The organism is Duganella qianjiadongensis, assembly GCF_009857915.1.
Lineage (GTDB): Bacteria > Pseudomonadota > Gammaproteobacteria > Burkholderiales > Burkholderiaceae_D > Rugamonas > Rugamonas qianjiadongensis.
On sequence record NZ_WWCM01000002.1, the window covers coordinates 208,648 to 228,858 of the forward strand.

The following is a 20,211-nucleotide window of genomic DNA, read 5'->3' on the forward strand; positions in this document are numbered from 1 at the left end:
CAGCGTCATTGAACCGGCTCACGCGACCAGTAAGTTCACATTAAAGAGGACATACAAATGACCATTTTTGACAACTACGCCGCCCGCTACGAACGCACCAGAGAAGAAGAGATGTCCATGAAGGAATATCTCGAACTCTGCAAAAAAGACAAACTCACTTATGCGAGCGCACCGGAACGCATGCTGGCTGCCATCGGCGAGCCCACGCTGGTGGACACGCGCAACGATACGCGTTTGTCGCGCATCTTCGCCAACAAGGTCATCAAAATCTATCCGGCCTTCCGCGAGTTCTACGGCACGGAAGAAGTGATAGAACAGGTGGTGTCCTATTTCCGCCATGCGGCACAAGGGCTGGAAGAACGCAAGCAGATCCTGTACCTGCTGGGGCCGGTAGGTGGCGGTAAATCATCGATCGCCGAAAAGCTCAAATCGCTGATGGAACACGTGCCCTTCTACTGTCTGAAAGGCTCGCCCGTCAACGAATCGCCGCTGGGCCTGTTCAACGAAGAGGAAGACGGCACCCTGCTCGAAGAAGACTATGGCATTCCGCGCCGCTATCTGCGCAATATCCCCAGTCCGTGGGCGGTCAAGCGCTTGCATGAATTCAATGGCGACATCAACCAGTTCCGCGTGGTCAAGCGCTACCCTTCCGTGCTCAAACAGATCGCCATTTCGAAAACCGAACCGGGCGACGAAAATAATCAGGATATTTCTTCGCTGGTGGGCAAGGTGGATATCCGCAAGCTGGAAGACTATTCGCAGGATGATCCCGATGCCTACAGCTATTCGGGCGGCCTGTGCCTGGCCAATCAGGGCCTGATGGAATTCGTCGAAATGTTCAAGGCCCCCATCAAGGTACTGCACCCGCTGCTGACGGCCACCCAGGAAGGCAATTACAAAGGCACGGAAGGCTTTGGCGCGATACCGTTCGAAGGCATCATCCTGGCCCACTCCAACGAGTCGGAATGGAAAACCTTCAAGAACAACCGCAATAACGAAGCCTTCCTTGACCGGATCTACATCGTCAAAGTGCCGTACTGCCTGCGCGTCACCGACGAAATCAAGATCTACGACAAACTGATCGCCCATTCTTCGCTGGCGCAGGCGCCCTGCGCGCCGGGCACGCTCAAGATGATGGCCCAGTTCGCCATTCTGTCGCGTCTGAAAGATCCGGAAAACTCCAGCATCTTCAGCAAAATGCTCGTCTACGATGGCGAAAACCTCAAGGACACGGACCCGAAAGCCAAGTCCATGCACGAGTATGTCGACTATGCCGGGGTGGACGAAGGCATGAGCGGGCTATCTACCCGCTTCGCCTTCAAAATCCTGTCTAAAGTCTTCAACTTCGATAATACGGAAGTAGCCGCCAATCCCGTCCACCTGCTGTATGTGCTGGAGCAGCAGGTCGAGCGCGAACAGTTCCCGCCTGAAACGGAGCAGCGCTACTTCTCGTATATCAAGGAACATCTGGCGCAGCGCTATGTCGAGTTCATCGGCAAGGAAATCCAGACCGCCTATCTGGAAAGCTATTCCGAATACGGCCAGAACATCTTCGACCGCTACGTCACCTTTGCCGACTTCTGGATACAGGATCAGGAATACCGCGATCCCGATACGGGCGAAAGCTTCGACCGCGAGTCGCTCAACAACGAACTGGAAAAGATCGAGAAACCGGCCGGCATCTCCAACCCGAAAGATTTCCGCAACGAGATCGTCAACTTCGGCTTGCGGGCACGGGCCAATAACGGCGGCAAGAATCCGGCCTGGACCAGTTACGAGAAATTCCGCAGCGTAATCGAGAAGAAGATGTTCTCGAATACGGAGGAACTGCTGCCGGTAATTTCCTTCAATGCCAAAGCCAGTGCCGAGGATGCCAACAAGCATGCGGACTTTGTCGCCCGCATGGTGGAAAAAGGCTATACGGCCAAACAGGTCAGGCTGCTGTGCGAATGGTATCTGCGGGTACGCAAGTCGTCCTAGCGTAGCGGCTGTGAGCGCTGCGCGAGCAGCCTAGTAACGAGCAACGGGAGGTCATTTGACTTACCTCATCGACCGGCGTTTGCAGGGCAAGAACAAATCTGCGGTCAATCGCGAGCGCTTCCTGCGGCGCTACAAGGCCCAGATCAAGGACGCGGTGGGGCGCGCCATCAAGGGGCGCTCCATCACGGACGTGGAAAATGGCGAAAAAGTCTCCATCCCCGTCAAGGATGTGGGCGAGCCTTCATTTGGCCACGCTCACGGCGGCGTGTGGGAGACCGTCAATCCCGGCAACGAGGAATACCAGAAAGGCGATCTGATCAATCGTCCCCGTGGAGGTGGCGGCGCCGGACGGGGCAAGGCCGGCAATAGCGACCAGACTTCGGAAGACGACTTTATTTTCGAACTGTCGCGCGAAGAGTTCATGAACTACTTCTTCGAAGATCTGGAATTGCCGCATATGGTGAAAACCCAGCTCAGCAGCAGCACCGAGTTCAAGAACCAGCGTGCCGGCTACAATATGTCCGGTACACCGTCCAACATCCATGTACTGCGCTCCTTGCGGGGCGCACTGGGACGGCGCATTGCCGTGGGCGGGCATGCGCGCAAGCAGTTGCAGGAAGCCGAAACGGAACTGGTGCAATTGCTGCAGGATGGCACAGCCGCCGATGCGCCGCGGGTGCTGGAACTGAAAAAGCTGATCCACCATCTGCACACGCGGCTGATCGCGATACCTTTCATCGATCCGTTCGACCTGCGCTACAGCAACCGCATCAAAGTCCCCAAGCCCATGACCCAGGCCGTGATGTTCTGCATCATGGATGTCTCCGGTTCGATGGATGAAACGCGCAAGGACACGGCCAAGCGCTTCTTCATTCTGCTGTATCTGTTCCTCAAGCGCGTGTATGACAAGATCGACGTGGTCTTCATCCGCCACCACACGGCCGCAGCGGAAGTAGACGAGAACGAATTCTTCCATTCGCGCGAATCGGGCGGCACGGTGGTGTCGTCGGCGCTGAACCTGCTCAACCAGATCATCGACGAGCGCTACGGCGGCGGCGCCTGGAATAGCTATGTGGCGCAGGCCTCGGATGGCGATAACTGGGATAACGATTCCATCCTGTGCCGCCAGCTGCTGGTCAACACCATCATGCCCAAGGTGCAGTACTACACCTATGTGGAGATTACCGATGGTCCGCCGCAGAACCTGTGGGAACAGTATGCCCAAGTGCCGGATCACCACGCCCATTTCGCCATGCAGAAAATCGTCACGCCGGCCGACATCTATCCGGTGTTCCGCGAACTGTTCAAGAAGCAGCCGAAATCATGAACGCCATGCCCCGCCATCCCCATGCCCTGCCCGACCAGTCCGAATGGACCTTCGAGCTGATCGAGCAGGCCCATGAAGAAATCCGCCGGGTTGCTGCCAATTTCGGGCTAGACACCTACCCCAACCAGCTGGAAATCATCACCGCCGAACAGATGATGGATGCCTACACCTCGGTAGGCATGCCGGTGTCATATAACCACTGGTCATTCGGCAAACATTTTCTGGCCACGGAAAAGAGCTATAAGCGCGGCCAGATGGGGCTGGCCTACGAAATCGTCATCAACTCCAATCCCTGCATCGCCTATCTGATGGAAGAAAACAGCCTGACCATGCAGGCATTAGTGATTACCCACGCCGCTTACGGCCACAATTCTTTCTTTAAGGGCAATTATCTGTTCCGCACGTGGACGGATGCAGAAGCCATCGTCGATTACATGGTGTTCGCCAAGAACTATATCGCCGAATGCGAGCAGCGCCATGGCATCGATGCGGTGGAACTGCTGCTCGATTCCTGCCATGCCATCCAGAACTATGGCGTGGACCGCTACAAACGTCCGGCCCGCTTGTCGCTGGCGCAGGAAAGAGCGCGCCAGAAAGAGCGCGAAGCCTATATACAGTCGCAGGTGAATGAACTGTGGCGCACCGTGCCGCGCCGCGAAGAAGAGGAAGTCAGCAAGGAGGCGCTGCGCTTCCCGCCCGAGCCGGAAGAGAATCTGCTCTACTTTATCGAGAAATATGCACCATTATTGGAACCCTGGCAGCGCGAAATGGTGCGTATTGTGCGCAAAATCTCGCAGTACTTCTATCCGCAGCGCCAGACTCAGGTCATGAACGAAGGCTGGGCCACCTTCTGGCACTACACGATATTGAACCAGTTGTACGACGAAGGCGTCGTGGGCGATGGCTTTATGATGGAGTTCTTAAAGAGCCATACCAATGTGGTGTACCAGCCGCCGGTCAGCAGCCCCTACTATAGTGGCATCAATCCGTATGCTCTCGGTTTCGCCATGATGAGCGATATCCGCCGCATCTGCGAACAGCCTACCGACGAGGACCGGGCCTGGTTCCCTGATATCGCCGGCAGCGACTGGCGTAAGACGCTGGACTTTGCCATGCGCAATTTCAAAGACGAAAGCTTCATCGCCCAGTACCTTTCGCCCCGGCTGATCCGGGAATTCCATTTCTTTGCCGTACTGGACGACGACCAGAACGAAAAGCTGGCAATCTCGGCTATCCACGATGAATCCGGCTACCGCTATGTGCGCCAGCAGCTGGCCGAGCAGTACAACCTCGGCAACCGCGAGCCCAATATACAGGTATGGTCGGTGAATACGCGCGATGACCGCGCATTGACGCTGCGCCATACCCAGTTCCAGCGCCGCCCGCTCAACCAGCAGGCCGGCGAAGTGCTCAAGCATGTAGCACGCCTCTGGGGCTTTGATGTGCATCTGGAGACCGTGAACGCGCAGGGCGAGGTACTGAGCACGCTCGAAGTGAAACGGGAAAAACGGGGACGCAGCAGTTAGCCGGCAATCGTGACCACTAATCGCAAGCGGGCACAACTCTTGCAAGGTATAAACCATGCGGAATGCCTGCCATATTCGCTAATGCATGCTGCACTGCAAAAGTCAATCTTTTTTTGCAGTTATTTGATGCAGGGCTGGCGCAAGCATTTCACAAAAGAAAGATTTAGGGCCGAATTATCGTTTGGATGTAGTAATTTTACGTGCATAAAATTCCGTTTTTAGCCTTAAGGGAAAACTAAGTAATGTCGTGGTGCATCGCGCCGACAAAATGCACCGGGGTGACTTGCATTTTGTATCAGAGTGGTGCGATGAGAGCGCTAACACCTAGGAAAACCCTATGAAATTAAAGCGATTTAAGGGATGAAAATTCTATGTAAAATCAAGAATTCGTATGTATAATTCGCCGACGTCCCGGATGCGGCTGTTGTTTTGTGTCGCCATTTTGGGGTTTAAGTAGCAACAAAAAGAGTTGGTATTGGAGAAAGCAGGCATGAATTTCACGCACAACGAGAAAAGCACCGGGAAGAACTTTACGGGCATTACCATTGTCGTTTTGTTGCACGTCCTGGTCGCTTACGGCATCGTGACTGGCTTGGGCAAACGTCTGGTAAGCAAAATGATCGCACCAGTGGAGACCAAGATCATTGAGGAGGTGAAACCTCCTCCACCAAAGGAACTCCCACCGCCACCACCTCCGCCAGAGATGAAAGCGCCACCACCGCCATTCATCCCGCCAGTTGAGGTGAATGTGCAGCAGCCGCCACCGGCCCAGAGCGTTATTAGCAATGCTACTAACGTCAAGCCTGCGACGACTGAAATCCAGAAGACGCCTCCGGCAGCTCCGGCAGCGGCTCCTGGCCCGGCAAAATCGGTGCGCACGCCAGCAGTCGCTGACATGAGCACCTGCGCCAAGCCTGAATATCCTAAGAGCTCGCTGCGTAACGAAGAAACCGGTGTTACCACCGTTTCTTTCCTGATCGGGGTAGACGGCTCGGTGATGGAATCCAAAGTCACGAAGTCTTCGGGCTTCCGCGACCTGGACAAGGCAGCGCAAAACGCCTTGGGTAAATGCCGATTCAAGCCAGCCACGGTTGATGGCAAGCCTGAACAGCAGTGGCAACCAGTGCAATACGTCTGGTCGCTGGATTAAACCGAGACTGCAGTCTTAGTCTCATTTATGATTTCGTTGTCAAATAGTTCAGCGATCTTATTATTATCAATTTGGAGGAAGCATGTTTAAGAATACCCGTTTGTCCGCTGTACTGGCCGCAGTGCTGTTTTCCGTGACCGCAGCAACCGCCCTGGTAAGCGCACCAGCTTTCGCTGAAGATGCGCCAGCCTCGGCAGCCGCTTCGGCCCCAGCAGCCGCTCCAGCGGATGCGGCAGCTGCCCCAGCAGCAGAAGCACCAGCTGCTAAAGGCGCTAAAGAAGAAGTGGACAATCCTTACGGCTTCGCTGCTGTGTGGGAAGCAGGTTTCGTTTCGCGCGGTACCCTGATCATCCTGTCGCTGATGTCCATGGGTTCGTGGTACATCATCATCACCAAACTGATCGACCAGATGAAGATCTTCAAACAGTCGAAAGAAACTTCGGCTAAGTTCTGGAAAGCTTCGTCGATCGCTGCTGGTTCGGCTACCCTGACCGACGGCTCGCCATTCCGCTTCATCGCTGAAACCGGCACCAAAGCTACCGCTCACCACGACGGCGCCCTGCTGGAACAGATCGACCTGTCGACCTGGGTGACCATGTCCATCCAGCGCGCTGTTGACAAAGTTCAATCGCGTCTGCAAGACGGCCTGTCCTTCCTGGCAACCGTAGGTTCGACCGCACCGTTCATCGGTCTGTTCGGTACCGTTTGGGGTATTTACAATGCACTGATCGCTATCGGCATGTCGGGTAACGCATCGATCGACAAAGTTGCAGGTCCAGTGGGTGAAGCACTGATCATGACCGCTTTCGGTCTGTTCGTTGCAGTTCCTGCCGTTCTGGGTTACAACTGGCTGGTACGTCGTAACAAGTCGGCAATGGAAGACGTGCGTTCGTTCTCGGCTGACGTGCACTCGGTACTGATCTCGGGCGCAATGTCCACCAGCGAAGCTGGCCGTGCTGCTGGCGCTAAAAAGATTGGATAATTAATCATGTCGATGTCCGTAGGCTCCGATAGCGGAGACGAAGATCAAGTCATGTCAGAAATCAACACGACGCCCCTCGTGGACATCATGTTGGTTCTGCTGATTATCTTCCTGATCACGAGCCCGGTTGTTCTGAAGCTGATCAAGATCCAGCTGCCAGAAGAAACCAACCAGGTTATTCAGACCAAGCCGGAAGATGTCAACATCGTTGTAAGCAAAGATGGCGACATCTACTGGAATCAGAAGAAAATGCGCGACGCGAATGAGCTGTTCGACCTTCTGAAGGTGGAAGCAGTTAAGTTGCCTCAGCCGGAAGTACATGTACGTGGCGACCAGGAAACTCGCTACGAAGCAATCGGCAAGGTTATTTACACTACCCAGCGCGCTGGTATTCAGAAGGTCGGTTTCATTACCGAACCGCCTGATAAGGGTTAATCCCTCAAAGTGCATCGCAGACCGGTCCGCCGGTCTGCCCTTCTAAAAAGGAAACACCATGAGTATGAATGTCGGCTCCCCCGCCAGCGCAGGCGCGGATCCGGAACCAATGATGGAAATGAATATGACGCCCCTCATCGACGTGATGCTGGTGCTGATTATCATGATGATCATTACGATTCCTAAAGCCAACCACTCGGTCAACTTGAACATGCCGGTCGGCACCCCGCCACCGCCTGTGAAAGAACCTGTGGTCATCACGATTGACGTCGACTTCGACGGTACGATTCTGTGGGATAACGCTGTCGTTCCTGACCGCAGCTCCCTGGAAGCGAAACTGACCGATGTCGCCGCTCAGCCAGATCAGCCGGAAGTGCATCTGCGTCCGAACAAGCTGGTTTCGTATAAAGTCGTGGCAGGCGTGATGGCTTCGGCTCAACGTCTGGGCGTGACTAAAATTGGTCTGGTCGGCAACGAACAGTTCCAATAAACAGTTATATGTTCAACAATAGGCAGGACCATTCCTGCCTATTTCGCATTTTGATGAAAGAAAATCCATGACCAAGTTTCGTCTCGCTCATCTCGGCCTGGTAATGGCCGCTATTGGCTTCACTGCAGCAGCTCCTCTGGCCGGTCTTTCCTCGGTTGCCTACGCTGCCGAAGCAGTGCGCGCTGAAATCGGCAAACCACTGCAAGAAGCACAGAAACTGGCCGCAGCCGGCAAGAACAAGGAAGCGCTGGCTAAACTGAAAGAAACCGACGCTGTCGGTGGCAAGTCCCCTAACGAAATCTACATGATCGAGCGCACCCGCGCTTCGGCCGCAGCTGCCGCTGGCGATAACGACGCCGCCGCCAAGGCCTTCGAAACGGTCATCAACTCCGGCAAGCTGGCGCCTGCCGAAGCTCCGAAATTTACCCAGGCTCTGGCCGGTATCTACTACCGCGCCAAGGACTACCCGAAAGCCATTACCTGGATCCAGCGTGCACTGAAAGACAATCCGGGCGACGCCCAGATGCACGAACTGCTGATCCAGACCTACTACATCAGCGGCAAATACGCGGAAGCGGCCAAGGAACTGCAAGGCACCAAAGGCGCTTCCGAAGGCGCGCTGCAGATGCTGGCCAATATCCAGCTGAAACAGAACGACAAGGAAGGCTATGTCCAGACGCTGGAAAAACTGGCTGGCGCCTATCCTAAGACCAGCTACTGGGCTGACCTGCTGAACCGCGTTTCCGGCAAGCCTGGCTTCGCTTCCTCGCTGTCGCTGGACGTGCTGCGTCTGCGCCTGGCTAACGGTCTGCTGACCAAGCCTAGCGAATTCATGGAAATGTCGCAGCTGGCACTGCAAGCTGGCAATGCTGCCGAAGCCGTCAAGATCATCGATCAGGGCTACAAAAAAGGCGCACTGGGCACCGGTTCCGACGCTGCGCGTCACCAGCGCCTGAAAGACCTGGCTGCCAAGACCCAGACCGAGTTCGAAGCCAAGCAGGCTGCTGCTGAAGCCGAAGCAGTCAAAGCCAAGGATGCCGACGCTCTGTCCAACATGGGCTACGCGCTGGTTACCGCGGGCAAGACCGATAAAGGTCTGGCACTGATGGAGCAGGCTGTGAAACTGGACAGCGCCCGTAATCCGGAAGCTGCCAAGCTGCATCTGGGTATCGCTCAGTCTATCGCCGGCAAGAAAGCTGCTGCACTGAGCACCCTGAAATCGGTCAAAGGCAAGGACGGCACCGCCGATCTGGCCCGTTACTGGACTCTGAACCTGAACCGTTCGTAATCCGACACGGTTGTAGGGTTACTAGCGCCGCCGGCCCCGTGCCGGCGGCGTTTTTTTTGCCTGTTTGAGCTATCTACCCTTGCTTTTTGCCCGCCAGAGTGCGGTTAACTGTCAGCCACGGCCAACAGACCGTATAATCTCCCCTTTAGCGACAGTTCCACCCAGATTCCATGAAGGTATTTCGAGGTCTCCCTAATGCGGCGGCACGTGCGCCCTGCGCCCTAACGATCGGCAATTTCGACGGTGTCCATCTGGGCCATCAGGCATTGCTCGGCCGCGTGCGGGCAGCCGCCAGCGAACTGGGGCTGGAAGCGGCCGTGATGACCTTCGAACCGCACCCGCGTGAATTCTTTGCCCGTAAAATGGGCGACCTTAGCAAAGCGCCGGCCCGTATCGCCAATCTGCGCGATAAACTGCAATCGCTGTCCGATAACGGCATAGACCGCGTCATCGTCGAACATTTTTCCGCGCCGTTCGCCGCCCTCACCCCGCAGCAGTTCACCGAGCAGGTGCTGGTCGAAGGCCTGCACGTGAAATGGCTGATGGTGGGCGACGATTTCTGCTACGGCGCCAGACGGGCCGGCAACGTGGCCATGCTGATGGAAGCGGGCCAGCGCTACGGCTTTGAAGTGCATACCCTGCCGACCGTGATGCAGGGCGATCTGCGCGTTTCCTCATCCGCTGTGCGGCTGGCGCTGGCGCAAGGCGACTTTGTGCAGGCCGAAGCCCTGCTCGGCCATCCGTATGCCATCTCCGGCCATGTGATCCACGGCCAGAAACTGGGCCGCACGCTGGGCTTTCCCACCCTGAATCTGCGCGTCTCGCACCGGCCTGCACTGGCCGGCATCTTCATTGTGCAGGTGCACGGCCTGGCCGGCCAGCCTTTACCCGCCGTGGCCAGCCTGGGCGTACGCCCCACGGTAGACGATAGCGGCCGTGTGCTGCTGGAAGTGCACGTGTTCGACTTTGCCGCCAACTGCTACGGCAAGCAGGTCAGAGTGGAATTCCTGCACAAGATACGCGACGAAGCAAAATACACCGATCTGCCCACCCTGACTGCTGCCATCAACAATGACGCTGCCATTGCGCGGCGCTACTTTGCCGAACGCGATGGCGCCGTCACCGCAACCGACCGAATTTGAGCGCGCGATCAGCTACGCGCGCCGGCTAAACAGAACTCCGAATTAAATTACTGAATAGATCACCATGTCCGATAACAAATCTGCCAAAAAACCTGAAAGCAAATACCCGGTCAATATGACCGAAACTCCCTTCCCTATGCGCGGCGATATGGCCAAGCGCGAACCGGGCTGGGTACAGCAGTGGCAAGAGAAGAAAATCTACGAGCGCGTGCGCAAAGCTGCCGCCGGCCGTCCTAAATTCATCCTGCACGATGGTCCTCCCTACGCCAACGGCGACATCCACATCGGCCACGCAGTCAACAAGATCCTGAAAGACATGGTAGTCAAGGCGCGCAGCTTCGCCGGCTACGATGCGCCCTATGTACCGGGCTGGGACTGCCACGGCATGCCGATCGAAATCCAGATCGAAAAACAGTTCGGCAAAAACCTGCCGACTGGCGAAGTGCTGGAAAAAGCCCGCGCCTACGCCAAGGAACAGGTAGAGCGCCAGCGCAAGGACTTTATCCGTCTGGGCGTACTGGGCGAGTGGGATAACCCCTACCTCACCATGAACTACTCGAACGAGGCGGACGAACTGCGCGCGCTGGGCAAGCTGCTGGAAAAAGGCTATGTCTACCGCGGCCTGAAGCCGGTCAACTGGTGCTTCGACTGCGGTTCGGCACTGGCCGAAGCGGAAGTGGAATATCAGGAAAAGCGTGATCCGGCCATCGATGTGGGCTTCAAGTTCAGCGAGTTCGACAAGCTGGCCGCCGCCTTCAATCTGCCCAAGCTGCCGAGCGAGAACGGCTTCATCGTGATCTGGACCACCACCCCGTGGACCATCCCGTCGAATCAGGCGCTGAACGTCAACGCCGAAGTGATCTACTCGCTGGTGCAGACCGAGCGTGACGGCCAGCCGCTGCTGCTGATCCTGGCACAGGACCTGGTGGAAAGCTGCCTGGCCCGTTACAAGCTGGAAGGCACCACCATCGCCACCTGCCACGGCGCGGCGCTGGGCGGCATCGGCTTCCGCCATCCGCTGCACGCCAGCGACGCCTTCTTCGACCGCCTGTCGCCCATGTATCTGGCCGAATACGTCACCACCGAAAGCGGTACCGGCGTGGTGCACTCGGCCCCGGCCTACGGTCTGGACGACTTTATCTCCTGCCGCGCGCACGGCATGAAGGATGCCGACATCCTCACGCCCGTGCTGGGCGACGGCAAATTTGCTGCCAGCCTGCCGCTGTTCGGCGGCATGACCATCTGGGAAGCGTCTAAACCGATCTGCAACGCCCTGCGCGAAGCTGGTGCGCTGTTCGAAGTGAAGATGTTCGACCATAGCTATATGCACTGCTGGCGCCATAAAACGCCTATCATCTACCGCGCCACTTCGCAGTGGTTCGCCGGCATGGACACCGAGCCGAAAGATGGCGGCCCCTCGCTGCGCCAGACCGCGCTGGCCGGCATCGACCAGACCGAGTTCTTCCCCGACTGGGGCAAGGCGCGTCTGCACGGCATGATCGCCAACCGTCCGGACTGGACCCTGTCGCGCCAGCGCCAGTGGGGCGTGCCTATGGCCTTCGTGGTGCACAGGGAAACCGGCGCGCTGCATCCGCGCACGCCGGAACTGCTGGAGCAGGTCGCCAAACTGATCGAACAGGGCGGCATCGCCGCATGGCAGGCGCTAGCCCTGCAAGACCTGATCGGCGACGAAGCGGCCCAGTACGAGAAAAACAAGGACACGCTGGACGTGTGGTTCGACTCCGGCTCAACCCACCAGACGGTGCTGCGCGGTTCGCACAAAGAGCAGTCGGCCTTCCCGGCCGACCTGTATCTGGAAGGCTCGGACCAGCACCGCGGCTGGTTCCACTCCTCGCTGCTGACCTCCTCCATGCTGAACGGCACGCCGCCCTACAAGGCGCTGCTGACGCACGGCTTCGTGGTCGATGGCGAAGGCAAGAAAATGTCCAAGTCGATCGGTAATACCATCGCGCCGCAGGACGTCTGGAACAAACTGGGCGCCGACATGCTGCGTCTGTGGGTAGCCAGCACCGACTATACGGGCGAACTGTCGATCTCGGACGAGATCCTCAAGCGCGTGACGGAATCGTATCGCCGTATCCGCAACACCCTGCGCTTCCTGCTGGCCAACCTGTCCGACTTCGACGCCGCCCAGCACAGCGTGGCGCTGGAAGACATGCTGGAAGTAGACCGCTACGCGATTGCCAACATGGCCGCGCTGCAGGCCGAAGTGGCCCAGCACTACATGCAATACGAATTCCAGCCGGTGTACTCGAAGCTGCAGAACTTCTGCTCGGAAGACCTGGGCGGCTTCTATCTGGACCTGCTGAAAGACCGTCTGTACACCAGCGCCGTGACCTCCAAGGCACGCCGTTCGGCCCAGACGGCCCTGTGGCACATCACCCAGAGCCTGCTGCGCATCATGGCGCCGGCGCTATCGTTCACGGCCGAAGAAGCCTGGGCCATCTTCGCCAGTACCGACGCTTTCAAAGCCAGCGACGAAACCATCTTCACCCAGACCTGGTGGCAGTTGCCGGCCGACCCGCAGGCAGAAGCGCTGCTGGCCAAGTACACGGCACTGCGTACCGTGCGTGCCGACGTCACCAAGCAGCTGGAAGACCTGCGTACGTCGGGCGCCATCGGCTCCTCGCTGCAGGCCGAGCTGACCTTCAAGGCGGCTGGCGACAAGTATGCGCTGCTGGCCAGCCTCGACGACGACCTGAAATTTGTCTTCATCACCTCCGCGGCCAAGGTGCTGCAGGTAGCTACGGAAGCGGAAGAAGCGGTCGAAGTGGCCGCTTCCAGCGCCGAGAAGTGCGAGCGCTGCTGGCACTACCGTGCCGACGTGGGCAGCCACGCCGACCACCCTACCCTGTGCGGCCGCTGCCATAGCAATCTGTTCGGTGCGGGCGAACAGCGCAAGTTCGCTTAATATGTGGTTCGCCCGTCCGCGCAAAGCACGGACGGGCCTTACCGTCGTGACGAACCAAACCGAGTATTTATGGCCACTAAAAAAATCTTCCCTAGCAAATCCTCCGGCAGCCTGACTCCGTGGCTGGGCATCGCCACCATCGTGATCCTGCTCGACCAGATCAGCAAAATCACCATTACCCGCACGCTCCAGCTGGGCGAAGAACGCGTCATCACCAGTTTCTTCAATCTGGTGCTGGCCTATAACAAGGGCGCGGCCTTCAGCTTCCTGCATACCAGCAGCGGCTGGCAACGCTATCTGTTCACGGCCATCGGCATCGGTGCAGCCGCCTACATTATCGTGCTGCTGAAAAAGCACGGCGGCCAGCGCATGTTCGCCTGGTCCATGTCGCTGATACTGGGCGGCGCTATCGGTAATGTGATCGACCGTCTGATGTACGGCCACGTGGTGGACTTCCTCGACTTCCATCACGACGCGCTCGGCCACTTCCCCGCCTTTAACATCGCCGACTCGGCAATCTGCATCGGCGCCGGCCTGTTCATCCTCGATGAGCTGCGCCGCGTGCACCGCTAAGCCGCCATAAGGGCTGCGCTGTTTAACTCTCCTAATCAGGAACTTGCATCATGATGGAATTGACTGGCAAGAAAATCGTACTCGGCCTGACCGGCGGCGTGGCCTGCTACAAGGCTGCGGAGCTGTGCCGCGCCCTCACCAAGGCCGGTGCCTCGGTACAGGTGGTGATGACCGATGCAGCAACCCACTTCATCACGGCAGTCACCATGCAGGCCCTGTCGGGCCAGCCCGTGTACTCCAGCCAGTGGGACCCGCGCGTCAACAACAACATGGCGCATATCGATGTCACCCGCAACGCCGACGCCATTCTGATCGCCCCGTGTTCGGCCGATTTCATCGTCAAACTGGCCCACGGCGTGTGCGACGATCTGCTGTCGACCATGTGTCTGGCGCGGCCGCAGCACGTACCGCTGCTGGTGGCACCGGCCATGAACGTGGAAATGTGGAGCAATCCGGCTACCCAGCGCAATGTGGCGCAACTGCGCGAAGACGGCATCGTCTTCTTCGGCCCCGATTCGGGTGCCCAGGCCTGCGGCGAAGTAGGCATGGGCCGCATGCTGGAGCCGGACCATCTGCTGGAAGAACTGATCGCTTCCTTCCAGCCGAAAGTGCTGGCAGGCAAACGCATCCTGATTACCGCCGGCCCTACCTTCGAGCCTATCGATCCGGTGCGCGGCATTACCAATCTGTCGTCCGGCAAAATGGGCTATGCCGTAGCCCGCGCGGCACGCGAAGCCGGCGCCGAAGTGGTGCTGGTCTCCGGCCCGACGGCGCTGCCCGCGCCGTTCGGCGTCACCCGCATCAACGTCCAGAGCGCGCTGCAGATGCACGACGCGGTACTGGCCAATGTCGATCACCAGCATATCTTCATCGCGGTGGCAGCCGTAGCCGACTGGCGCGTGTCCAACTCCAGCGAGCAGAAGCTCAAAAAGAATCCCGACGGTTCCGTGCCGGACCTGAAGTTCGAGCAGAACCCCGACATTCTGGCGACCGTGGCAGCCCGCACCTCGCTGGCCGGCTATCCTTACTGCGTGGGCTTTGCAGCCGAATCGGAAAACCTCGTGCAGTTCGGCGCCGACAAGCGCGAAAAGAAAGGCATCCCTCTGCTAGTGGGGAATATTGGCCATCACACCTTCGGGCAGGACGACAACACCATCATCCTGTTCGACGAGAACGGCCATACCATCCTGCCGCGCGCCGACAAACTGACGCTGGCCCGCCAGCTGATCTCGGAAATCTCCAAACGTATCACCCAGCATTCACTGTTCGCTCATTAAATGAAAAAAATCGCCGTTAAAATTATCGACCCGCGCATGAAAGACAATCTGCCGGCCTACGCAACACCGGGTTCGGCCGGCCTCGATCTGCGCGCCTGCATCGATGCACCAATGGTGATAGAACCAGGTCAGACGGTACTGATACCAACCGGACTGGCGATCCATCTGGCCGATCCCGGCTACGCTGCCGTGATCCTGCCGCGCAGCGGCATGGGCCACAAAAACGGCATCGTGCTGGGTAATCTGGTAGGCTTGATCGACTCGGATTATCAGGGACAGCTGATGGTGTCGACCTGGAACCGCGGCCAGAACGCCTTTACGCTGAACCCGATGGAACGGCTGGCGCAACTGGTCATCGTACCGGTGCTGCAGGTAGGTTTTGAAGTGGTAGAAGAATTCGGCGCCAGCGAACGTGGCGAAGGCGGTTTTGGCAGTACCGGCAAACACTAAAGGAGAGCCGCATGGGGCAGCACACAGCATGGTTACCAGGCCGTAGCAGCTACACGCTGCTGGCGCTCGCCGCCCTGCTGTCCGGCTGCTCTTTGCTGCCCTCGCGGCCTGCACCGCAGCCAGCCGAACCGGCGGTGACCCAGTCCATGCAGGAAGAGCCGCCAGAGCTGACGGCGCGCACCGCTGCCGCCCGCACCGCCCTGACCCAGATGGTCAATCTGCAGGAGCAGCTATACCGCATCGCTGCCCCTATCTTGATCAACAATGCTGACCTGTGCCGCAATCATGCGCGCAATCTGCTCGGTTTCACTGCCAAGAACCGCTATTCCTATTCCGGTGAATTTGTCGATGCGGCCCAGAACGTGCTCGGTTACGGCGACCAGCTGGAAGTGGCCAGCGTACTGGCCGGCAGCGGCGCGGCACGTGCAGGCCTGCGCAAGGGCGACCGTCTGATGGCAGTGGAAGGCAAGAGCCTGCCCGCAGGCCAGAACGCAGAAACCCAGGCTGCAGCCATCCTCGCGCCGCTAGTCGGCAGCAACCAGTCGCTCAATCTGATCATCGCGCGCGATAGCCGCAACCAGAATCTGGCGGTGCCCGTCACGCGCGCCTGTGCCTTCCGCATCGATATCGGCAACGCCGACAACATCAACGCCTATTCGGACGATCAGCGGGTAATGCTCACGCGCGGCATGGTCAACTTTGCCCAGAGCGACGAGGCCATCGCCTATGTGCTGGCCACGGAAATCGCCCACAATGTGCTGGGCCACGCCGCCGTCACCCGTTCGGCTTACACGGTGGGCAGCATCATCGACAATCTGGTGGCTGTGCGGCCCGATACCAGCCAGCTGATCGGCACGGCCGGAGTCAAAGCCATGCCACAGGAACTCGATGCGGCAGCCGACTATCTGGCCCTGTATATGGTGGCGCGGGCCGGCTACAACCTCGATCGCGCCCACGCCTTCTGGCAGCGGCTGGCCACCCAGTATCCGCCCACGGTACTCAATAGCTACACGGCGCACCATCCTTCCACCGCCTACCGGCTCAATGTGATCGACAAGACGGTGGTGGAAATCAAGGCCAAACAGGCCAGCCGCCGGCCCTTACTTCCCTAGTCCCACGGATACTCGCACATGAAGCCACATGCCCTTGCCGTTTTCCTGTTGAGTCTCTGCTGCGCCAGCGCGTATGCCTCGGACTGGAACAAACTGGGCACGGGCGATGGCGCCGTGGTGTATCTGGACAAGGCCAGCATCATCAAGGGTGACAAGTCGCACAAGGTCTGGACCATGCGCAGCTACAGCAAGGCGCGCACGACGCCGGAAGGCAAAAGCTACCGCTCGGTGAAAGCCCTGCATACCTATAACTGCGAGCAGCGCACCACCATCCTGCTGGCGCAAGTGTACTACCCCGATGCCATGGGCAAAGGCGAAGCCGTGGGCAATTACAAATACGAGCGCTTCGAAGCGGAAGATATTATTCCCGACAGTCCCTTCGACCACGCGCTGGGCGCCGTGTGCGAGCCCTAGACGGTTTTTTCCCTAGTTAGGGAAATTCGGGAAGAAGTTACTCATCACCCAGGTCAGCACGCCCAGCGACAGCACGGTGGCTATCAGCACCAGCAGCAAGCGGCCGAATTTCGGTTTTCCCTCGTTTTCATCGTGCGTCGTCATGGCTAACCCTGCAAGCTTTAGAGAGCCGTAGTATATTCCATCCATGGACAGCATCGACCTCGAAGTTCTCAAAACCAGCGCCGGCTGGATCGCCGCAGGGCAGCGCTGCGAGCTGGTCACGGTCATCAAGACCTGGGGCTCCAGCCCGCGTCCGGTGGGCGCCACGCTGGCCATCTGCGCCGATGGCACGGTGGTCGGTTCCGTTTCGGGCGGCTGCATCGAGGACGACCTGATAGACCGCGTCCGGCGCGAAGGCATAGCGCAGACCACGCCGCGCCTGGTCAGCTACGGCATTACCGCCGACGAGGCGCACCGTTTCGGCCTGCCCTGCGGCGGTACCATAGAACTGGCCATCGAACCCTTATCCGGACGTAGCCGCATAGACGAACTGCTGCAAAGGCTGGAACAGCACCAGCTGGTGCAGCGCCGGCTCGATCTGCACACGGGCGCGGTGCAACTCTCGCCGGCCGCAGCGGGCACCCAGCTGCAGGTGAGCGAGCAGGCGCTAGTGACTGTGCACGGCCCGCGCTGGCGCCTGCTGATCATCGGTGCCGGCCAGCTATCGCGCTTCCTCGCCCAGATCGCCAGCGCCATGGATTACCACGTCATCGTCTGCGACCCGCGCGAAGAGTACCGCGCCAGCTGGCAGCTCGATGATGTGCCACTGCTGCACGACATGCCGGACGATGTGGTGCTAGCGCTGAAGCTCGACCACCGCAGTGCCGTGGTGGCACTGACGCACGATCCCAAACTCGATGATCTGGCACTGATGGAAGCGCTGCGCTCCGATGCCTTCTATGTGGGCGCCATCGGCTCGCGCCAGAACAATGCCAGGCGGCGCGAACGGCTGCTGCAGTTCGACCTCACTGCCGAACAGATCGCCCGCCTGCATGGCCCCATTGGTCTATACATCGGCAGCAAGACGCCGGCCGAAATCGCCATCTCGATACTGGCCGAAATGACTGCCATGAAGAACGCCGTGCCGGCCAGCCTGCTGGTGCCCCATGCCGCCACACCGGCCGCGCCGGGCAGCAGTGCCTGCGCCATCGAACTGGGCGCGGCGTGAAGCCGTTCGCGCCATCACACCGGATTCAAAAGCAAGAACCGGCTAGCGTGCGCCGCCAGACAGCGCGACAATCGCCTAAACCACCAACCACGGAAACCGCATGAGCACCACCAACCTGCTACGCCTGATACTGCTTGCCGCCATCTGGGGCGGCTCCTTCCTGTTCATGCGCATCGCCGCGCCGGTGCTGGGCGCCGCCGTGCTGATCGAATACCGCGTGCTGTTTGCTTCGCTGTTCCTCGCCGTGATCGCGCTGATTCTGAAAAAGCCATTGCATCTGCGCGAAAACTGGAAGCACTACCTGATACTGGGCCTGTTCAACTCCGCCCTGCCCTTTTTGCTGTTCGGCTTCGCCGCCCGTACCCTGTCGGCTTCGCTGCTGGCCGTGCTGAATGCCACGACGCCTCTGTGGGGCACGCTGATTGCCGCCGTCTGGACCCGCCACATGGTCAGCGCCAAAGTCATGCTGGGTCTACTGATGGGCGCTTGCGGCGTCTCCCTGCTGGTGGGCTTCGACCATGTCAGCAGCAAGCCCGGTGCCGGCATCGCCATCGCCGCCGTGCTGGTGGCCGCTTTCAGCTACGGCGTGGCCAGCAACTACGCCAAGCAGGCCAAAGCAGTCGAGCCGTTCGCCAATGCACACGGCTCGATGTGGGCTTCGACCCTGCTGGTCGCTCCAGCGCTGCCCTTCTTCCCCGTACCCGGCGAGCCTACCGTCGGCATTATGGCGGCCGTGCTGGCTCTGGGCATCCTCTGTAGCGGCATCGCCTATCTGCTGTACTTCCGCCTGATACAGGATATCGGCCCGTCCTCGGCGCTCACGGTGACCTTCCTCAGTCCCCTGTTCGGCATCCTCTGGGGCATCCTGTTCCTTGGCGAGCACGTAGGCTGGTACACCCTGGTCGGCGCCGCCATCGTCATTTCCGGCACGGCCCTGGTGACCGGCTTCCGTCCCAGTTTCAGCTTCCTGAAAAAACAGTCGGCCGCATGAAACCGCGCAAGCTCACGCTGCCGCCCCACTACCGCCTGCAGGACGTGCTGGCGTTCCATCGCCGCGACAGCGAGAGCGTGGCCGAGCAGGTGGAGCAGCAGCGCTTGCGCAAAGGCCTGCTGTGCGAAGGCAGCGCAGCGGTACTGACCATAGACTTCGATGCAGCCCATGCACCGACCACGGCACGCTACCAGCTGGATCTGGACGGCGCAGCCGGTGCCGCCACGCCTGCCATGCTGGAACAGGTGCTGCACAGCGTGCTGGGACTGCGCCTCGATCCGCAGCCGTTCTGCGACTTCGCTGCAGATGATCCCCTGTTTGGCCCGCTCACGCGCGCCCAGCCGGGCCTGCGCGTGGTGCAGTCGGCCACCCTGTTCGAAGCGCTGACCTGGGCCATCATCGGCCAGCAGATCAATCTCACCTTTGCCATCGCCTTGCGCCGCACGCTGATCCAGCAGGCCGGGCGCCAGCATAGCAGCGGCCTGTGGTGCTATCCCGATGCGCCTGCCGTGGCGACGCTCGAAGTGGAAGCCCTCACCAGCCGCAAATTTTCGCGCGCCAAGGCGGAAACCGTGCTGCGGCTGGCGCGGCTGGTGGCAGACGGCAGCCTGCAACTGGAACTCTCGGCCAGCAACAGCATCGAACAGGTCTCGCAAGCCCTGCTGGCCGTCAAAGGCATAGGCCCGTGGACCGTCAACTACGGCCTGCTGCGCGGCTATGGCTATGCCGACTGCTCGCTGCATGGCGACGTGGCCGTGCGTGCCGCCCTGCAGCATCTGCTGGGCGAGGACAGCAAGCCCGATATGGCCCGTACCGAACAATTCCTCGCCCGCTACCGCCCCCACCGCACCATGGCTGCCGCCCACCTGTGGGCCAGCCTGCATCCGCGCAGCGCCGATTAGCGGCATTAGCTAAATAAATAGCAACAATAA

At 59.2% G+C, this 20,211-nt stretch carries 19 protein-coding genes; 18 read left to right on the plus strand and 1 reads right to left on the minus strand.

From position 1 onward, the window contains the following. Positions 1-57: 57 nt before the first annotated feature. From GTP27_RS03915 to GTP27_RS03985, 15 genes are all read left to right on the plus strand, one after another. Positions 58-1,980, plus strand: coding sequence for a PrkA family serine protein kinase (locus tag GTP27_RS03915; protein WP_161037877.1), 1,923 nt, complete (start codon positions 58-60; stop codon positions 1,978-1,980). A 55-nt stretch (positions 1,981-2,035) separates the two neighbouring features. Then, positions 2,036-3,307 carry a YeaH/YhbH family protein gene (locus GTP27_RS03920; RefSeq protein ID WP_161037878.1) on the plus strand — a complete coding sequence of 424 codons (1,272 nt, stop codon included), beginning with the start codon at positions 2,036-2,038 and terminating at the stop codon, positions 3,305-3,307. Next, the gene (locus tag GTP27_RS03925) at positions 3,304-4,833 is read left to right on the plus strand and encodes a SpoVR family protein (protein ID WP_161037879.1); all 1,530 of its coding nucleotides are present in this window, start codon (positions 3,304-3,306) and stop codon (positions 4,831-4,833) included. Before GTP27_RS03920 ends, GTP27_RS03925 begins: the two co-directional genes overlap by 4 nt. A gap of 490 nt (positions 4,834-5,323) precedes the next feature. Next, positions 5,324-5,983 carry an energy transducer TonB gene (locus tag GTP27_RS03930; RefSeq protein WP_161037880.1) on the plus strand — a complete coding sequence of 220 codons (660 nt, stop codon included), beginning with the start codon at positions 5,324-5,326 and terminating at the stop codon, positions 5,981-5,983. 82 nt (positions 5,984-6,065) lie between these two features. After that, on the plus strand, positions 6,066-6,965 hold the full coding sequence (locus GTP27_RS03935) for a MotA/TolQ/ExbB proton channel family protein (RefSeq protein ID WP_202416531.1): 900 nt from the start codon (positions 6,066-6,068) through the stop codon (positions 6,963-6,965). A 6-nt stretch (positions 6,966-6,971) separates the two neighbouring features. Continuing rightward, positions 6,972-7,400 carry an ExbD/TolR family protein gene (locus GTP27_RS03940; protein WP_155433220.1) on the plus strand — a complete coding sequence of 143 codons (429 nt, stop codon included), beginning with the start codon at positions 6,972-6,974 and terminating at the stop codon, positions 7,398-7,400. Between the two features lie 58 nt (positions 7,401-7,458). Then, on the plus strand, positions 7,459-7,890 hold the full coding sequence (locus GTP27_RS03945; RefSeq protein ID WP_202416532.1) for an ExbD/TolR family protein: 432 nt from the start codon (positions 7,459-7,461) through the stop codon (positions 7,888-7,890). Positions 7,891-7,957: 67 nt separating this feature from the next. Next, positions 7,958-9,178: a tetratricopeptide repeat protein gene (locus GTP27_RS03950; RefSeq protein WP_229633373.1), complete on the plus strand. Its 1,221-nt coding sequence runs from the start codon at positions 7,958-7,960 to the stop codon at positions 9,176-9,178. A 170-nt stretch (positions 9,179-9,348) separates the two neighbouring features. Beyond that, a complete protein-coding gene (locus tag GTP27_RS03955; RefSeq protein ID WP_161037881.1) occupies positions 9,349-10,320 on the plus strand; it encodes a bifunctional riboflavin kinase/FAD synthetase in 972 nt (323 codons plus the stop codon). Between the two features lie 64 nt (positions 10,321-10,384). Then, positions 10,385-13,252 carry an isoleucine--tRNA ligase gene (gene ileS, locus GTP27_RS03960; protein ID WP_161037882.1) on the plus strand — a complete coding sequence of 956 codons (2,868 nt, stop codon included), beginning with the start codon at positions 10,385-10,387 and terminating at the stop codon, positions 13,250-13,252. Between the two features lie 69 nt (positions 13,253-13,321). Beyond that, positions 13,322-13,825 carry a signal peptidase II gene (gene lspA, locus GTP27_RS03965; protein WP_161037883.1) on the plus strand — a complete coding sequence of 168 codons (504 nt, stop codon included), beginning with the start codon at positions 13,322-13,324 and terminating at the stop codon, positions 13,823-13,825. Positions 13,826-13,878: 53 nt separating this feature from the next. After that, positions 13,879-15,102: a bifunctional phosphopantothenoylcysteine decarboxylase/phosphopantothenate--cysteine ligase CoaBC gene (coaBC, locus tag GTP27_RS03970; protein ID WP_202416569.1), complete on the plus strand. Its 1,224-nt coding sequence runs from the start codon at positions 13,879-13,881 to the stop codon at positions 15,100-15,102. Continuing rightward, positions 15,103-15,552, plus strand: coding sequence for a dUTP diphosphatase (gene dut, locus GTP27_RS03975; protein WP_155433215.1), 450 nt, complete (start codon positions 15,103-15,105; stop codon positions 15,550-15,552). It abuts the gene before it with no gap. Positions 15,553-15,563: 11 nt separating this feature from the next. Further along, positions 15,564-16,664 (plus strand): M48 family metalloprotease, encoded by a 1,101-nt coding sequence (locus GTP27_RS03980; RefSeq protein ID WP_161037885.1) that lies wholly within the window; start codon positions 15,564-15,566, stop codon positions 16,662-16,664. A gap of 18 nt (positions 16,665-16,682) precedes the next feature. Beyond that, the gene (locus tag GTP27_RS03985) at positions 16,683-17,078 is read left to right on the plus strand and encodes a surface-adhesin E family protein (RefSeq protein WP_161037886.1); all 396 of its coding nucleotides are present in this window, start codon (positions 16,683-16,685) and stop codon (positions 17,076-17,078) included. A 12-nt stretch (positions 17,079-17,090) separates the two neighbouring features. Here the strand turns inward: GTP27_RS03985 and GTP27_RS24005 are convergent, their stop codons facing one another. Then, positions 17,091-17,222 carry a hypothetical protein gene (locus GTP27_RS24005; protein WP_286173141.1) on the minus strand — a complete coding sequence of 44 codons (132 nt, stop codon included), beginning with the start codon at positions 17,220-17,222 and terminating at the stop codon, positions 17,091-17,093. A 43-nt stretch (positions 17,223-17,265) separates the two neighbouring features. Between GTP27_RS24005 and GTP27_RS03990 the strand changes: the two genes are divergently transcribed. The 3 genes from GTP27_RS03990 to GTP27_RS04000 all read left to right on the plus strand — a co-directional run bounded on the left by GTP27_RS03990 (position 17,266) and on the right by GTP27_RS04000 (position 20,181). Next, the gene (locus GTP27_RS03990) at positions 17,266-18,288 is read left to right on the plus strand and encodes an XdhC family protein (protein WP_161037887.1); all 1,023 of its coding nucleotides are present in this window, start codon (positions 17,266-17,268) and stop codon (positions 18,286-18,288) included. 100 nt (positions 18,289-18,388) lie between these two features. After that, a complete protein-coding gene (locus GTP27_RS03995) occupies positions 18,389-19,279 on the plus strand; it encodes a DMT family transporter (RefSeq protein ID WP_161037888.1) in 891 nt (296 codons plus the stop codon). After that, positions 19,276-20,181 carry a DNA-3-methyladenine glycosylase 2 gene (locus GTP27_RS04000; RefSeq protein ID WP_161037889.1) on the plus strand — a complete coding sequence of 302 codons (906 nt, stop codon included), beginning with the start codon at positions 19,276-19,278 and terminating at the stop codon, positions 20,179-20,181. The genes GTP27_RS03995 and GTP27_RS04000 overlap by 4 nt, the downstream gene beginning before the upstream one ends. Positions 20,182-20,211: the final 30 nt, after the last annotated feature.

Excerpts from the sequence above, each read along its gene's own strand:
- GTP27_RS03915 (WP_161037877.1), top strand. The coding sequence starts at position 58 with ATGACCATTTTTGACAACTACGCCGCCCGCTACGAACGCACCAGAGAA.
- GTP27_RS03925 (WP_161037879.1), top strand. The coding sequence starts at position 3,304 with ATGAACGCCATGCCCCGCCATCCCCATGCCCTGCCCGACCAGTCCGAA.
- GTP27_RS03930 (WP_161037880.1), top strand. The coding sequence starts at position 5,324 with ATGAATTTCACGCACAACGAGAAAAGCACCGGGAAGAACTTTACGGGC.
- GTP27_RS03935 (WP_202416531.1), top strand. The coding sequence starts at position 6,066 with ATGTTTAAGAATACCCGTTTGTCCGCTGTACTGGCCGCAGTGCTGTTT.
- GTP27_RS03940 (WP_155433220.1), top strand. The coding sequence starts at position 6,972 with ATGTCGATGTCCGTAGGCTCCGATAGCGGAGACGAAGATCAAGTCATG.
- GTP27_RS03945 (WP_202416532.1), top strand. The coding sequence starts at position 7,459 with ATGAGTATGAATGTCGGCTCCCCCGCCAGCGCAGGCGCGGATCCGGAA.
- GTP27_RS03950 (WP_229633373.1), top strand. The coding sequence starts at position 7,958 with ATGACCAAGTTTCGTCTCGCTCATCTCGGCCTGGTAATGGCCGCTATT.
- GTP27_RS03955 (WP_161037881.1), top strand. The coding sequence starts at position 9,349 with ATGAAGGTATTTCGAGGTCTCCCTAATGCGGCGGCACGTGCGCCCTGC.
- ileS (WP_161037882.1), top strand. The coding sequence starts at position 10,385 with ATGTCCGATAACAAATCTGCCAAAAAACCTGAAAGCAAATACCCGGTC.
- lspA (WP_161037883.1), top strand. The coding sequence starts at position 13,322 with ATGGCCACTAAAAAAATCTTCCCTAGCAAATCCTCCGGCAGCCTGACT.
- coaBC (WP_202416569.1), top strand. The coding sequence starts at position 13,879 with ATGGAATTGACTGGCAAGAAAATCGTACTCGGCCTGACCGGCGGCGTG.
- dut (WP_155433215.1), top strand. The coding sequence starts at position 15,103 with ATGAAAAAAATCGCCGTTAAAATTATCGACCCGCGCATGAAAGACAAT.
- GTP27_RS03980 (WP_161037885.1), top strand. The coding sequence starts at position 15,564 with ATGGGGCAGCACACAGCATGGTTACCAGGCCGTAGCAGCTACACGCTG.
- GTP27_RS03985 (WP_161037886.1), top strand. The coding sequence starts at position 16,683 with ATGAAGCCACATGCCCTTGCCGTTTTCCTGTTGAGTCTCTGCTGCGCC.
- GTP27_RS24005 (WP_286173141.1), bottom strand. The coding sequence starts at position 17,222 with ATGACGACGCACGATGAAAACGAGGGAAAACCGAAATTCGGCCGCTTG.
- GTP27_RS03990 (WP_161037887.1), top strand. The coding sequence starts at position 17,266 with ATGGACAGCATCGACCTCGAAGTTCTCAAAACCAGCGCCGGCTGGATC.
- GTP27_RS03995 (WP_161037888.1), top strand. The coding sequence starts at position 18,389 with ATGAGCACCACCAACCTGCTACGCCTGATACTGCTTGCCGCCATCTGG.
- GTP27_RS04000 (WP_161037889.1), top strand. The coding sequence starts at position 19,276 with ATGAAACCGCGCAAGCTCACGCTGCCGCCCCACTACCGCCTGCAGGAC.